This window comes from Arenibacter troitsensis, from assembly GCF_900177645.1.
Lineage (GTDB): Bacteria > Bacteroidota > Bacteroidia > Flavobacteriales > Flavobacteriaceae > Arenibacter > Arenibacter troitsensis.
In genome coordinates, this window is sequence record NZ_FXAO01000007.1 from 143,021 (window position 1) to 158,015 (window position 14,995).

The following is a 14,995-nucleotide window of genomic DNA, read 5'->3' on the forward strand; positions in this document are numbered from 1 at the left end:
AATTGTTGTCATTGTACAATGGGTACAAAATATAGATATGAGTATAAAGGAAATACAGGAAGAAATCGTAGATGAGTTTTCTATGTTTGAGGATTGGATGCAGCGCTATGAATATATGATAGAGCTCGGAAAATCCCTTCCGATCATTAAGGAGGAATATAAGACAGAGGATAATATAATCAAGGGTTGTCAGAGCAAGGTATGGGTCCATGCTGAATTGGAAGGCGATAAGTTGGTTTTTACCGCCGATAGTGATGCCATCATCACCAAAGGTATCATTGCTATTTTGATCAGGGCCTTTAGCAATCAAAAGCCTAAGGATATCATTGATGCAGATACCAGTTTTATTGATGAAATTGGCCTAAAGGAACATCTTTCCCCTACAAGGGCCAACGGTCTGGTAAGTATGATAAAACAATTAAAGTTGTACGCTGTTGCGTACCAAACACAATTAAATTAATTCCCTATACTTGGGAAATTTTTGGATAAAGCCTTTGAGCAAACCATAAAGATTTAAAATAATGAGCGAAGAATTAGAAACTATAGACACCCAGGAATTGGGCGAAAAAATAGTAAGGGTACTAAAAACAATTTACGACCCCGAAATACCTGTGGATATCTATGAATTAGGGTTGATTTATGATGTTTTCGTCAATGAGGACTATGAAGTTAAGATCTTAATGACCTTGACCTCTCCCAATTGTCCTGTTGCGGAATCACTGCCAATGGAAGTGGAAGAAAAGGTTAAATCCATTGACGAACTAAAAGATGTGGAGGTTGAAATTACATTTGATCCGCCATGGACCCAGGAATTAATGAGTGAAGAGGCCAAATTGGAACTGGGAATGCTATAGTTAAGGCTTCCGATTTTTAATGGGATTGCTGATATATTATTGTTAAGAAACCTTTAGGACTCGTTGGAATTAATCCAATATTGGAAAACTGAAAATTTATGTCTGAAATTATAAATCGTGTCTCCCAAAGTAAATTGGTAACCTTTAATCTTGAGGATTATTATCCCAAGGGAAACAGGGTGGTTCTGGATATTAAGGATTGGTTGTTTGAAGGTCTAATTCTCAGGGAAAAGGATTTTAGGGCACAATTGGAGAATTGTGATTGGAGTCAATACAAAGATTGTTTTGTGGCCTTAACCTGTTCTACGGATGCCATTGTACCTGGTTGGGCGTATATGCTAATTTCCACTAAATTACAGCCATACGCTAAGAAAATTATCATAGGGGATTTGGAAATGCTGGAATCCTCGATTTATCAGACCATCATAGAAAATTTGGATGTATCCGAATTTTCGGACAAGCCTGTCATTATCAAAGGTTGTTCCCACAAACCTGTTCCGGCCAATGCGTATTTGTGGGCCACCATGAAGATTCAAGCGGTGGCAAAAAGTGTAATGTACGGGGAGGCCTGTTCTTCTGTACCCCTGTTCAAGACAAAATAATAGGCCATATCAACTCGAATTTTTGGCCTGTATTCCTTATTTTTGCTGCATAATAAATAAAACACTAACTATAATGAAGAAAATTGTTTTAGCAATAGTCGCTATGCTGGCTATGAACATTACTGTGGCCCAAAGCCTAGAGGAATTAAAGGCGGAGAAAGCCATTAAAAAGGATTCCATTGCGGCAATTCAAAAAAGGGTAGACGCCATTCAAGGGAAAATTGATGCCATACCTGGTTGGAAAAAGGGCGCTTTTGGAACCATTGGAGCCAGCCTTTCCGGATTTAATAACTGGTATGCCAAAGGAGCACCAAATTCGAGTGCAGGGAATATAGGTGTTACCGCCAATGCTTTTGCCAATCTTAATCAACCAAAATATTTCTGGAGAAATTCATTGAATATAAACCTTGGATGGGTAAAAATCGATGACAAGGATATTGATACAGACGATGATAGCTTTCGTTCGGCCACAGATGTTTTTACCATAACCTCTTTATATGGTCAGAAGCTGAGCGATAAATTCGCTATCTCTACCTTAGGGGAATATAGGACTACTATTATAGATAATTTTAATGATCCTGGTTATTTGGATGTAGGGGTTGGAGCAACTTGGACCCCGATTGCGGATCTGGTAGTGGTTATCCATCCTTTGAACTACAACTTTGTTTTTAGTAATGAGGATACCGTTTTTGAGTCTTCCCTGGGTGCCAAAATAGTGGCCGACTATACCAGGAAATTGGGTAAAGTAAACTTTAAGACTAATTTGTCCATGTTTCAAAGTTATAAGAGTGCGGATTATTCCAACTGGACCTGGACCAACTCTTTTGGATACACCTTGTGGAAAGGTATTGGTCTAGGGTTCGAATTTGGCCTAAGAAATAATAGGCAGGAAGCCTTAAGTTATGCCATTGATAATCTTGATGTGGGTGACCCCACGCCTACTTTCGATTCCATTGATAATGATTTACAAACCTATTGGTTGTTTGGGTTAAATTATTCTTTTTAGAAACTAATCGACTTATTATAAAAAATAAAATGGCCCTTTAAGGGCCATTTTTGCTAAGTAGGATTTGTCAATTTTGGTTAGGTGATATATAATTTTACAGCCCTATAAAAGGTTAAAATTTCCAACGATTCTTCCGCTAAAATATAGTATAGTTACCTGGAATATAAATTTTTGTTGGCAAAGGCAGACTTTATGTGGTAAATCCCTGTTTTGGTGGGGATCATTAATTTTCACAAATAATATCCAATTAAGTGTCCAAATTTATTAAAAAAAAGCCCCTCTGTTGAGGGGCAATTTTTTAGTTAAGTAGGTCTTTCAGTAAAATTTGGTTTATTATTATAAAGCGTTACTTTAAGGTTAAGTGCTGATTTGGGGAAAAAGCACTTGGAATTAAGTTTCGCGTTTGATTTGGGGTGAAACACTATCACTTAAATACAATGTAAAGATAGAAGGATTAGGTAGTTCCTCTTAATTTTTGTTGTAAACACACTCCATTATGTTGTGAAAAAAACCAAAGGCATACTTTCTTCGATGAACGGCAATAGGTTTATTCAGTATTGGTTGCAGCATTAAGGAAAATAATTCCTTACAAGGATGTTTTTGACCGCTATTGAATGTCCCTGAACATTGTCCTCCAAGCCCGTAATTAGACGGTTCCTCCCAGTTATTTAAGATGGTAATCGCTAATTAGCCCCTGTATGGTATTAATTCAATACTCATCCAAATGTTCTGGATATAGAAAATTATTATAGGGAAATCTGGTTATGTGAATGTCCCGAACCTCGTCATAGACACGTTTTCTGAATTCTTCCAAGTTCTCCTTGTTCAGCGCCGAAATAAATAGGGCCCTATCCCCAACACGGCGCATCCAGGTATTCTTCCACTCTTCAATAGTGAAGTGTTTGTTTGTTTTTTCTGTAACCAAATCATCGTCATCAATAGTCTTGTGTTCGTATTGATCTATCTTGTTAAAAACCATAATGGTTTTTTTGTCCGAACTTTTTATTTCGGTAAGAATTTGGTTTACAGAATCTATATGTTCTTCAAAATTGGGATGGGAAATATCAACTACGTGCAATAAAAGGTCTGCTTCGCGCACTTCATCCAAAGTACTTTTAAAACTTTCTACCAATTGTGTGGGCAGTTTTCTAATGAATCCCACCGTATCACTCAATAAAAAGGGAAGGTTGCCGATCACCACTTTCCTAACCGTTGTGTCCAAGGTTGCGAATAACTTGTTTTCGGCAAAGACGTCGCTTTTACTAATAACGTTCATCAGGGTAGATTTGCCTACGTTGGTATACCCAACAAGGGCAACACGTACGAGTGCCCCGCGATTACCTCTTTGGGTTTCCATCTGCTTATCTACCTTCAATAATTTTTTCTTTAAGAGCGAAATTCTATCACGGACAATACGTCTATCGGTTTCGATCTCCGTTTCACCTGGTCCACGCATTCCAATACCCCCCTTTTGCCTTTCCAAGTGGGTCCAGAGACCGGTAAGTCTTGGAAGCAGATATTCGTATTGGGCCAATTCTACTTGGGTACGGGCATAACTGGTCTGTGCCCTTTGGGCAAAAATATCCAGGATTAGACTGGTGCGGTCCAAGATTTTACATTTTAATTGTCTTTCAATGTTTCGCTGTTGTCCCGGTGTTAGTTCATCATCGAATATTACGGATCCAATATCATTGCTCTTCACATAGGCCTCCACTTCCAACATTTTACCGCTTCCAATATAGGTTTTGGGGTTGGGCAGATCTATTCGTTGAACAAAGCGTTTACAAACTTCACCTCCAGCAGTATAGGTAAGGAATTCCAACTCATCTAGATATTCGTTTACCTTTTCCTCATTTTGGTCCTTGTTCATTACCCCTATGAGCACTGCCTTTTCATATTCTATGGTCTTCTTCTCTAGCATATACTTATTTAAAGTACAAATCTAATCAATACTTGCCAAGGGTTTTTCGTATTTTAGCAATGGATTAAATATTTTGGATGAAATTTTCATTTTTTAAGAAAAAATCTATCAATACTCTCCATACGGTGGCTTTCTATAATCTAGAAAACCTATTCGACTCTAAGAACGACTACAATACCTTGGATGATGATTTTACCCCCAATGGATCCAAAAAATGGACTCCAAAGCGCTATCAGAACAAATTGTCGAGACTTGCCAAGACCATTAGCCAAATTGGGCGGGAATCTGCAGGATTTCCTCCTGTTTTGGTTGGGGTAGCAGAGGTTGAAAATGGAAAGGTGGTTCAGGATTTATTGTCCACAGATCCCTTAAATGGGTTCAACTATCATTATGTTCACTATGATTCCCCGGATGAGAGGGGAATAGATAACGCCTTGCTTTACAATAGGGATAATTTTGAAGTAATTAGATCGGAAGCTATTCCATTGATCATACACAATGAGAATGGCCAACGCGATACTACACGGGATATTTTATATGTAAACGGCGTTCTAAATGGAGAGGAGGTCCATATTTTTGTAAACCATTGGCCGTCCAGAAGGAATGGGGAGGTAGAAACCGATTATAAGCGTATTGCTGCAGCGAAAACCATTATTACCTATATGGAAAACCTGGAAGCTAGTCTTGAAAATCCCAATTATATTGTAATGGGCGATTTTAATGATGGTCCATCATCTGCCAGTATCCAGACCCTTATGAGTAGGAGTTGTTTGCATAATCCCATGGAGATATTAAAGTCGCCAGATCGGGGAAGTGCCAATTATAATAGATCTTGGAGCCTTTTTGATCAAATTATTGTGTCCCATAATTTTTTTAATTTTGAACGGGGCACCCATAGTTTTACCGAAGCTAATATTTTTGATGAGGCTTTTCTCACGGAATACAAGGGAAAGTACAAAGGTAACCCTCATAGAACCTATGTAGGAAGGCGATATATGGGAGGTTTTAGTGATCATTTTCCTGTTTACGTTCAATTTAAGTTGAATATTTAGAATTATTCTTTTTATAAAGTGAACCGTTCATGTTGCTTTTTTGACAGTTCACAACAAAACCATGCATTTCATCGAATTAAAAGGTGCGTTAATCGATAATATTTGCTTGTTGTAGTATATTTGTAGTCCGAATCTTACTATAAACTTTATCATGGCTTACGCAAACCTTACTTTGTTAAAGATTAGCAGGACTTTACTTCCAATAGCTTTTTGCTTTGCTAGTTATGGCTCGTTTGCTCAAACCGAGAAACAAATCCACATCATTAAGGATAAGTACCGCAGTTCAAAATTAGGGGTGTTTACCAATGACCTAAAAAGGAATTTTGATAAAGAAAACAACAACTTGTTACAGGCCGCCAAGGCCAATGGCTGGAAATTAAAGGAAAGATTGGCGGATGGAAATTTTAGCGAACTTACTGCTATTGGCGATGATGGAACCCCTCTTTATTACAGTACTTTTAGCACAGAGCTAAATACGGCTACTAGGGCCAATGCCTTACATGATAATGGTTTATTGGATTTAGGTATTAACGGAGAGAATATGTTGGTAGGGGTTTGGGATGCGGGAGCAGTCCTAACAAATCACAAGGAATTTGGCAATAGGGTACAGACTTTGGATGAAAGTGAAATTATGGATTCCCATGCCACTAGAGTGACAGGTATTTTGGTTGCGGAAGGTTTGGATAAAAGGGCCAAAGGAGTCGCTTACAAGGCAAAGGCCGTTTCCAATGACTGGAGAAGGGATAAGATTGAAGCAGCTGAAATGGCAGCAAATGGCCTATTATTATCCAACCATTCTTACGGAATTATGTCTGACCGTGTGCCGGATTGGTATTTTGGATCTTATATACAAGTTTCTAGGGATTGGGACAAAATTATGTACAATGCGCCCTATTATTTAATGGTGACCGCTGCTGGAAATTCCCAAAAAAGCAAGGATAATGAGTCTCCTATTTTTGGGTCGGCTTCAAATGGTTTTGATTTGATGTTGGGATTCGCAACTTCCAAAAACGGAGTTACTGTTGCTGCGGCAGATATTGAGACCAATGATCAAGGGCAATTGTTAAGAGCGTCTGTCACTACATATTCCAGTTTCGGACCTGTTGATGACGGCCGTATTAAGCCGGACATTGCGGCATATGGCACCAATATTTATACTACTGGAATTGCCAATGACACCAAATATGAGACCGCTAATGGAACTTCGGTAGCTGCTCCGGGTGTAACCGGATCTATGTTGTTGATCCAGGAATATCACGAACAAATGGAAGGTAGTTTTATGAGGGCCGCCACTTTAAAAGGGTTGGTTCTGCATACTGCAGACGATGTTGATGCTCCGGGCCCCGATTACAAAATGGGTTGGGGAGTTATTAATTCGAAATCGGCTGTGGAGGTCATAGCAAACAAAGGATTTTCCTCCATTATTTCCGAAGAAACACTTTTAGAGGGTGAAACTAAAACCTACAAGGTTGTGGCAAATGGAACAGAACCATTAACAGCCTCTATTTCTTGGACAGATCCTGCTACGGGAGCGGTAAATTCAGGAACTTTAAATGATATGTCAGCAGCCTTGGTCAATGATTTGGATATTCGTATCACCAAGGACGGTAAAACCTTTTTACCTTGGAAGCTTAATGCGGCCAAGGCCGATGCTCCAGCAGTTAATGGAGACAATAGGGTGGATCCATTTGAAAAAATAGACATAGAGAATGCCCAAGGGGATTATACTATTACGGTAACCCATAAAAATACCCTTAACCAAGGACCACAGAATTTTTCCATCATCGTTACGGGGGTTGCCCTTACCAACTGTGTTCTTGTTACTCCTGAAGATATTGAGCTGACCACTTCCGATGAAACTGCCGTAACGCTAAACTGGACAGCCAACACGGATGCCCTTTTTCAAATTGAATACAAAGAGAAAGCTAGTAGCGAATGGAATGTGGAAACAACTTTCGATAACTTTATTAGCCTAAATAATTTAGTTGAGGGAATGGATTATAGCCTTAGGGTGAAAACATTTTGTTCCGAAAATATAAGTTCGGAATACAGTGAGGAATATGAATTTACCTTTAAGGGAAGCGAAACCGAACTTTTAGACTATATGGAGTATGAAACCTTAACTTTGGAGGTGCAGTTTTCCATTTTCCCCAATCCGGTACAAACCTCAATGACCATTAATGGCGATGTTTCCGAAGATGCCATGTATAAAATAGTTTCCCTAAACGGAATTGTGGTGAAATCTGGGAAGGCCGAGCAAAAACAAATTTATATTGCCGATCTGACTACCGGCCTGTATGTGCTGACCTTAGCTGATCTGGAAGGATCAAAATCTATTAAGTTTTACAAGTCCTAGTCTTGAAAATACCCCTTGTAACTACCTTAAATTCTTTTAATATCACTTTCATCCAATAGTTCATCATTCCGTAAGCGTAGGAATACCTGCGCTGTTGTGATCACGTCCAATTCGCAATATTTTACAATGCGGTCCAGGTCCTTATCCTCATAGTAAACGGTTTTAACCATGCTACCGTCTATATCCTCTTTTGGTGAGGGAATGCCTAGGATATTTGCCATAAGCTTAAGTGAGGTATAATGCTTGAAGTCTCCAAATTTCCACAGCTCCATAGTGTCCAAATGTGCTATTTCCCATGGCTTTTTGCCAAAAAGATCCAACTTGTTGGGCAATTCTACCCTGTTGATGATCATGCGTCTAGCGATATAGGGAAAATCGAATTCCTTGCCATTGTGACCGCACAATAAGTGGTGGGGACGATTGAAATGCGTATCCAATAAATTTTTGAAATCTTTGAGGATCTTAGGCTCTTCCCCAAAAAATGAGGTAACCCTAAACGTTCGTTTGTTTCCTTTATAATTAAAATAACCAACGGAAATAGTAATGATCTTTCCAAATTCGGCCCAAATTCCCGCTCTGTCATAGTATTCTTCGGCCGTAAACTCATCTTTTCGTTGATAGTGCGATTTATGCTCCCAAAGTTCCTTTTTAACGTCGTCCAGCATATGATAATTCTCTTCCTCAGGAACTGTTTCTATGTCCAAAAAGAGTATGTGCTCCAAGTTGATTTTATGTAACATCCAAAGTTGATTATGATGTAAATGTGTTGATTATAATTTTGATAAAATACGGTGAATTATAAATATACAAACAAATTTAGAACTGTTGTGCAGGGTATTTTACCTATTGTTTGGCAGCACTTTGTGCTAAATATGATTGGAATAACAAGAAGGTATTAACCAACCACACGGTTGGTACACAACTTGGAATTACCGTGGCGGATTGGGGATGCTTCCATAAAGAACACAGATATATCGATGTAAGTCGGCAATGCAATAGAAATATGCCTATAAACGATGATGTACCGACCGAAGGGTCTGTGAAAATTAAAATAGGGTCTGTTGTTTTACGGGACTTTCGTGTTCCAAAAGCCATTTTTTACGATGTAATCCGCCCGCATATCCCGTTAAGGAACCATCGCTGCCTATAACCCTGTGGCACGGGATTACTATCCATAACGGATTTTGGCCATTGGCCGAGGCAACGGCCCTAATAGCTTTGGTGTCCCCTAAGGTTTTGGACAGTTCCAGATAGGAAATTGTTTTTCCATAGGGTATCTGTTGTAAGGCCTGCCAAACCTTTTTTTGAAAATCTGTTCCTTCTGGATTAAGTGTTAAGCTGAATTCCTTTCTTGTACCTTCAAAATACTCCCGAAGCTGATATACGGCATCTTCGAGCAATTCTGGAATAATATCTGATAGTTCTTCCTCACTATCATACACAGTGATGGAAGTTAATCCGTCTTCATCACCTTCAATTTTTGCAATACCCAAAGGCGTATTTATATAAACGGCCTCCATTACTCCTTGTTTTTATTTCCTTGAATGATTCCTAAACGTTTGGCCCTTTCGTTCCAATTTTTCCGCGCCAGATGTTGTAGGTTCTCAACATTATCGCTTTCGTCCATTATTTCAAGGCCCAATAAGGTCTCCAATATGTCTTCCATAGTTACCACCCCACTAATGGATCCATATTCATCCACAACTAGGGCTATATGTTCCCTTTTGGAAATAAAGGTTTCAAATAACTCGGGTATCGGAGTTTGCCGGTTACTTACCAATATTTCCCTTTTAATACTGGACAGTGGCGCGCTCCCATTTTTTTGAATTATTTCCTCCAAAATCATGTCCTTTAAAACAAAACCGGTTATGTTGTCCATTTTTTTGCTATAAACGGGAATTCTAGAAAACGGCATTTTGGGGTTGGCATTATAAAATTCCTTGATGGTGGTGGATTCCGAGGCAATTTTTACCACCGCCCTTGGGGTCATGATGTCCTTTACCTTAATTTCGTTAAAGTGAAGAAGGTTTCTAATTATCGTGGATTCTGATTCTTGAAATACCCCTTCCTCGTGGGCAATATCGGTCATGGCGCTAAAATCTTCCCGGCTAAATACACTTCCATGAACGCCTTTTTTTCCTACCAGTCTTGTAAAAAGTTGTAATAGCCATAGAATTCCGGTCCAACGAAGGGCCCAGACCATTATTTTTAGGGATGTTGTTGCGGCGTGCGCTAATTGCTTCCAATAGGTGGCACCTATGGTCTTGGGAATTATTTCCGATGCCACCAATATTAGGATGGTCATGATGGTAGAAACCAATCCTACCATAGCGGCTTCTGTAAACTCCAAACCTAAAATGGAGTTTACGGTATTTCCATATAATTCGGCATAAGCCACTTTTGCCTGCACACCCACTAAAATTGCCCCAACAGTGTGCGCTATGGTGTTTAAGGTGAGAATGGCAATAAGGGGCTTGTCCACATCTTTTTTTAAGGTTTCCAGCTCCTCGGCAAAGGATTTGCCTTCTTTTTTCTTTAGATTGATAAACGTTTGCGGAACACTCAATAATACAGCCTCCAAAATAGAGCATAAAAAGGATACGAGGATGGATATTAACGCATAAAATATAAGTAACCCCATAAAAAAGTATAAAATACTAATGTACTAATAAAATAAGAAATTCTTAACTCAATCGATTATAGAGTCGTAAAACACCTGCTGCACCGCGGAGCGAATATTAAATTTATAAATATTGGCATGGGCCCTACTAGGGTATACCCGGTTGGATAGAAATATGTAAACCAATTGGGTTTTAGGATCGGCCCAAACAAAGGTTCCTGTAAACCCACTATGTCCAAAACTGTCGGGACTGGCACTTGGAGCAGGATAGGAATCGGCCAGGGTGAGCTCATGATTGTTCAGATCGGGCTTGTCGAATATTAGACCTCTTCTATTTTCGTTTTCAGGATATTGTACTTTGGTAAATTCCTTTACCGTGGCTTCGGACAAATACCGCTTACCACCATAACTACCATAATTCATGTACATCTGCATCATTTTAGCCAAATCCGTTGCCGATGCAAACAGACCCGCGTTTCCGGAGACCCCACCCATTAAGGCCGCGTTTTCGTCATGGACCCAGTCTTTGGTGAGCTCATGTCGGAATAAGGTGTCTATTTCCGTGGGCACTATTTTATTTTGATAGTTTTTGGTTTTGGGATTGAATCCCATAGTAGTTGCCCCAATAGGAGCATAAAAGTTTTGGGTTACATAGGATTCGTAATCCATACCGGTTGATCGTGAAATGATTTCGGGATAGAGTAAAAACGTAAGTCCGGAATATTTGTATTTTTTAATATCCGATACTTTAGACCTGTTGATCTTTCGGTATATTTTGTTCCTAAACCTATCTTTGATATATATATTATCATAGGCTCTAGTACTGAATCTACGACTGGGTTCATGTCTTACAAAACGATTTTTTACCGAACCATTCTTCTTCATCACCTCTTGAAGAAAAATGATATAAGGAACCAACCCAGCCTGATGCGCAAAGACTTCCCTTATGGTCAGTTCCTTTTTATCCTTTCTGTTTTTCCATTTAGGCCATAAGGTACTGAAAGGCGCATCCAAATCCAGTTTTCCTTCATCATGTAATTTCATCAAGGCGGGTAGCGGCCCCATTATCTTGGTTACGGATGCCAAATCATAGATATCCGTAAGACTTACAGCTTGTACACTGTCATAGGTATGAAATCCATAGGCCTTATGAAAAATGATCTTGCTATTTTTGGCTACCAAGACCTGTGCTCCCGGGAAGGCTTCCTCTTTAATGGCAAAGTTCATAATGGAATCTACCTTGGAGTGTATGAACAGCGAATCCATTCCTACAGCAGAAGGATGTTCATAGCTAAGTGCCTCAGTATTGAGTGATTGCGCGGTGGATAGTTGTACGTTAAAAAATATACTTAACAGTATAATAATGGCATCATAATTACTTTTTTTCATAGCGAATCAGTTACCAGCCCACATATTCTGGGGGTTCAATATTATTAAGGTTTAAATATACAATTAATTGTCCCCGGTGATGGGTTACATGGTCCTGTAACAGATTTAATATTTGAAGTTTGGTTTTTTCACCGGCGAAGAATTCAACCTTTTCCGAAAGTGCATTGGAAGGAAGGTTTTTCAAAATAGCGCTGACCCCATCAAATGCGTTGACCAATAATTTTATGGTCTCTTCTTTTGTTAATTTGGAATTATTGTCATTTTCCTTGCCGCTCAACTCCCCTCCAAAATAAGTACTGCCTAACCAATCCATATTACTTTTAATATGTAGCAGTTGATCTTGAAAACCTTTTTGTCTATCGGTAGGCTTAAAATCATATTTCTCTGGCGGCATGGCTTCCGCAATGGCCACTAAATAGGATTTGGAATTCTCCCATTTTTCCAAAAAAGTGGGAATCACAAAGTCTTGGGATTGTAGCGGGTTTATAAGTAGAAAAATAAGAATAAAAAGTAGATTTTTCATTTAACTATAGCATAAGCTGAGCGTAATAATAACTTTTGGCAGCTCTTAGGTGAAATTTTAATGATTTTCCTTACCCCAATACACGGACTACATCCTTGGCAAAGTAACTGGCAATGATATTGGCACCGGCCCTTTTAACGGCGGTCAATTGCTCCATCATTACGGCATCGTGATCCAGCCATCCTTTTTCGGCTGCGGCCTTTACCATGGCATATTCCCCTGAAACCTGGTATACCGCTACCGGAACATCCACCTCATTTTTTATTTCCCTTACAATATCCAAATAACAAAGACCTGGTTTTACCATTACGATATCCGCGCCCTCATCAATATCCATTTCAGTTTCCTTTATGGCTTCGAACCTATTGGCATAATCCATTTGATATGTTTTTTTATCACCAAAACCGGGAGCAGAATCCAAGGCATCCCTGAAAGGACCGTAAAATGCACTGGCATATTTGGCACTATAGCTCATGATTCCAGTGTCTATAAATCCTTCGTCTTCCAAGGCTTCCCTGATGCTCAAAATTCTACCGTCCATCATATCACTGGGCGCTACAAAATCGGCTCCAGCTTGTGCGTGGCTTACGCTCATATTGGCCAAAACCTCCACAGTGTCGTCATTCACTATCTGTCCGTCCTCTACAATACCGTCATGTCCATACGAGGAATAAGGGTCCAAGGCTACGTCGGTCATTACCAGCATCTCGGGACAGGCATTTTTAACCGTTTTAATGGCCCTTTGCATTAGGCCCTTGGGATTTACGGCTTCCTTGCCTTTATTGTCCTTTAAATGGTCTGGGACCTTAACGAAGAGTAGTACGGATTTAAGCCCCATGGCCCAAAGGTCTTTTACCTCCTTTTCCAATAGATCCAAGCTATATCGGTAATAATTGGGCATGGACGCAATTTCTTCCTTAACCCCATGGCCTTCCACCACAAAAAGGGGCACTAAAAAGTCGCTAGGTGAGATAATGGTTTCCCTGACCAGTGATCTAATGGACTCATTGGTGCGCAGTCTTCTATTTCTTCTTAATGGGTACATTTTATGTTTGTTTTGAAATTCAAAGATAAAGGAACAAGTCCTAAAATTTATAAATTGAATTGGTAAATCCTTATATTATTTTGCTAGGCCTAAATACATCCATAGGCCGTTTTCCTTTACGAATTCCGACTTTTCATGAATCACATCCACCTTGCCATTTTCAAAGAAATATGCGTTAAAGGTAACGGTGCCCCTTTGGTCGTTTATTCCTCCCTTTTCCTTATCCAAAATTTCCAATCTGATCCAACTTACGGATTTTGCCCAAGCTTCTATAGATTTCTTTTCCTTAACAGGCCTGGTAGAGGTGTGGTGACTATCCATTAAATAATTTCCATTGCCCATTACAAAAGCAGAGTATCGGGAACGCATTAATTGTTCCGCTGTCCTGACGGATTTGAGGTCTATATGTGCCAATTCACAGCAATCGGTGTAGGATTTATGGGATCCACAGGGACAGTCCATGGTTTTTTATTTAATGATTTAAACTTAACTAAAGACTTATGCACAATAGATTAGTTATTGATCTGCTCTTCCTCAGACTTTTGTTGTTCCCGATGATTGGCCATGATGGTCTTTAGTCGCTCTTTACGGGTTTCCTTCTCTTTTTTGAGTTTGTTTTTTTTCCTGTTAAGGAGTTTGGTATGTTTTGCCTTGTTGACCGTATTTTTTTCCTTGCCTTTTTTGCCCATAGCTATATTTTTAGCTTTGTTAAACCCAGTCTTTGGGTTGGGCAAGTACTTTTAACAGTCGCTCTTCTTCACTCCCTTTAACGGGATGATGGTCATAAACCCATTGTACATGTGGTGGTAAGCTCATTAGGATGCTTTCTATTCTGCCATTGGTCTTTAGTCCAAATAAGGTGCCCTTGTCATGAACCAAATTAAACTCTACATAACGGCCACGACGGATTTCTTGCCAATCCCTCTGTTCTTTGGTATAGGGCAAGTCCTTTCTTTTCTCAACGATTGGCACATAGGCTTCCAAGAAGCTATTGCCCACTTCGGTTTCAAAATTGTACCAATCTTCCATACTCATCTTTTCGGTGGCTTTGCAGTAATCATAAAATAATCCCCCCACACCACGTGCTTCATTCCTATGTGTATTCCAGAAATAATCGTCGCATTTCTTCTTATAGGTAGAATAGAAATCTGGGTTGTGTTTATCGCAGGCCTTTTTGCAAACCTCATGAAAGTGCTTGGCATCCTCATCAAATAGATAGTAGGGAGTAAGGTCTTGTCCACCGCCAAACCATTGGTCCACCAATTTTCCTTGTTTATCGTACATTTCAAAATACCGCCAGTTGGCATGCACTGTGGGTGCCATGGGGTTTTTGGGGTGGATGACAAGGCTTAGGCCACAGGCGAAAAAATCGGCATCCTTTACACCAAAATAGTTTTGCATACTTTGCGGGAGGGCACCATGGACTGCAGAAATGTTAACACCTCCTTTTTCAAAAACAGCGCCATTTTCAATGACCCTGGATCGTCCCCCCCCTCCTTCCGGCCTTTTCCAATGGTCTTCCCTGAATTTTGCAGTTCCGTCCAAAGCCTCCAATTTGGAAGTAATCGTATCCTGCAGTTGTTGAATGTAAGCGTAAAATTTATCTTTCATGTTTTTTGTTTTCGGT

General features: G+C 39.6%; 16 protein-coding genes. 6 read left to right on the plus strand and 10 right to left on the minus strand.

Features of this window, described 5'->3' with window-relative positions; all coding sequences use genetic code 11:
* The first annotated feature begins 37 nt into the window (after positions 1–37).
* The 4 genes from B9Y87_RS16080 to B9Y87_RS16095 all read left to right on the plus strand — a co-directional run bounded on the left by B9Y87_RS16080 (position 38) and on the right by B9Y87_RS16095 (position 2,462).
* Positions 38–460: a SufE family protein gene (locus B9Y87_RS16080; protein WP_085499995.1), complete on the plus strand. Its 423-nt coding sequence runs from the start codon at positions 38–40 to the stop codon at positions 458–460.
* Positions 461–521: 61 nt separating this feature from the next.
* Positions 522–854, plus strand: coding sequence for an SUF system Fe-S cluster assembly protein (locus B9Y87_RS16085; protein WP_085499996.1), 333 nt, complete (start codon positions 522–524; stop codon positions 852–854).
* A gap of 98 nt (positions 855–952) precedes the next feature.
* The gene (locus B9Y87_RS16090) at positions 953–1,456 is read left to right on the plus strand and encodes a DUF2480 family protein (protein ID WP_085499997.1); all 504 of its coding nucleotides are present in this window, start codon (positions 953–955) and stop codon (positions 1,454–1,456) included.
* Positions 1,457–1,529: 73 nt separating this feature from the next.
* Positions 1,530–2,462 carry a DUF3078 domain-containing protein gene (locus B9Y87_RS16095; protein ID WP_085499998.1) on the plus strand — a complete coding sequence of 311 codons (933 nt, stop codon included), beginning with the start codon at positions 1,530–1,532 and terminating at the stop codon, positions 2,460–2,462.
* 709 nt (positions 2,463–3,171) lie between these two features.
* Here B9Y87_RS16095 and hflX read toward each other — a convergent pair.
* On the minus strand, positions 3,172–4,383 hold the full coding sequence (hflX, locus tag B9Y87_RS16100; RefSeq protein WP_085499999.1) for a GTPase HflX: 1,212 nt from the start codon (positions 4,381–4,383) through the stop codon (positions 3,172–3,174).
* Positions 4,384–4,460: 77 nt separating this feature from the next.
* On the opposite strand from hflX, the gene B9Y87_RS16105 reads away from it, so the two are divergent.
* Both B9Y87_RS16105 and B9Y87_RS16110 read left to right on the plus strand, forming a co-directional pair.
* A complete protein-coding gene (locus B9Y87_RS16105) occupies positions 4,461–5,435 on the plus strand; it encodes an endonuclease/exonuclease/phosphatase family protein (RefSeq protein WP_085500000.1) in 975 nt (324 codons plus the stop codon).
* A gap of 151 nt (positions 5,436–5,586) precedes the next feature.
* Entirely contained in the window at positions 5,587–7,791 is a 2,205-nt protein-coding gene (locus B9Y87_RS16110) for a S8 family serine peptidase (protein ID WP_085500001.1), read from the plus strand.
* 26 nt (positions 7,792–7,817) lie between these two features.
* Here B9Y87_RS16110 and B9Y87_RS16115 read toward each other — a convergent pair whose 3' ends face one another.
* The 9 genes from B9Y87_RS16115 to hemF all read right to left on the minus strand — a co-directional run bounded on the left by B9Y87_RS16115 (position 7,818) and on the right by hemF (position 14,979).
* Positions 7,818–8,531: a 3'-5' exonuclease gene (locus B9Y87_RS16115; protein ID WP_085500002.1), complete on the minus strand. Its 714-nt coding sequence runs from the start codon at positions 8,529–8,531 to the stop codon at positions 7,818–7,820.
* A 306-nt stretch (positions 8,532–8,837) separates the two neighbouring features.
* Positions 8,838–9,311 (minus strand): methylated-DNA--[protein]-cysteine S-methyltransferase, encoded by a 474-nt coding sequence (locus B9Y87_RS16120; protein ID WP_085500003.1) that lies wholly within the window; start codon positions 9,309–9,311, stop codon positions 8,838–8,840.
* Positions 9,311–10,432 carry a CNNM domain-containing protein gene (locus B9Y87_RS16125; RefSeq protein WP_085500004.1) on the minus strand — a complete coding sequence of 374 codons (1,122 nt, stop codon included), beginning with the start codon at positions 10,430–10,432 and terminating at the stop codon, positions 9,311–9,313. Before B9Y87_RS16125 ends, B9Y87_RS16120 begins: the two co-directional genes overlap by 1 nt.
* Positions 10,433–10,480: 48 nt before the next feature.
* Positions 10,481–11,800, minus strand: a complete 1,320-nt coding sequence (locus tag B9Y87_RS16130) for a serine hydrolase domain-containing protein (RefSeq protein ID WP_085500005.1) — start codon at positions 11,798–11,800, stop codon at positions 10,481–10,483.
* A 10-nt stretch (positions 11,801–11,810) separates the two neighbouring features.
* The gene (locus B9Y87_RS16135; RefSeq protein WP_085500006.1) at positions 11,811–12,323 is read right to left on the minus strand and encodes a DinB family protein; all 513 of its coding nucleotides are present in this window, start codon (positions 12,321–12,323) and stop codon (positions 11,811–11,813) included.
* Between the two features lie 70 nt (positions 12,324–12,393).
* Positions 12,394–13,368 (minus strand): porphobilinogen synthase, encoded by a 975-nt coding sequence (gene hemB, locus B9Y87_RS16140; RefSeq protein ID WP_085500007.1) that lies wholly within the window; start codon positions 13,366–13,368, stop codon positions 12,394–12,396.
* A gap of 75 nt (positions 13,369–13,443) precedes the next feature.
* The gene (locus B9Y87_RS16145; RefSeq protein ID WP_085500008.1) at positions 13,444–13,830 is read right to left on the minus strand and encodes a YchJ family protein; all 387 of its coding nucleotides are present in this window, start codon (positions 13,828–13,830) and stop codon (positions 13,444–13,446) included.
* 50 nt (positions 13,831–13,880) lie between these two features.
* The gene (locus B9Y87_RS21975) at positions 13,881–14,057 is read right to left on the minus strand and encodes a hypothetical protein (RefSeq protein ID WP_176225649.1); all 177 of its coding nucleotides are present in this window, start codon (positions 14,055–14,057) and stop codon (positions 13,881–13,883) included.
* Positions 14,058–14,076: 19 nt separating this feature from the next.
* Entirely contained in the window at positions 14,077–14,979 is a 903-nt protein-coding gene (gene hemF, locus B9Y87_RS16150; protein ID WP_085500009.1) for an oxygen-dependent coproporphyrinogen oxidase, read from the minus strand.
* Positions 14,980–14,995 lie beyond the last annotated feature (16 nt).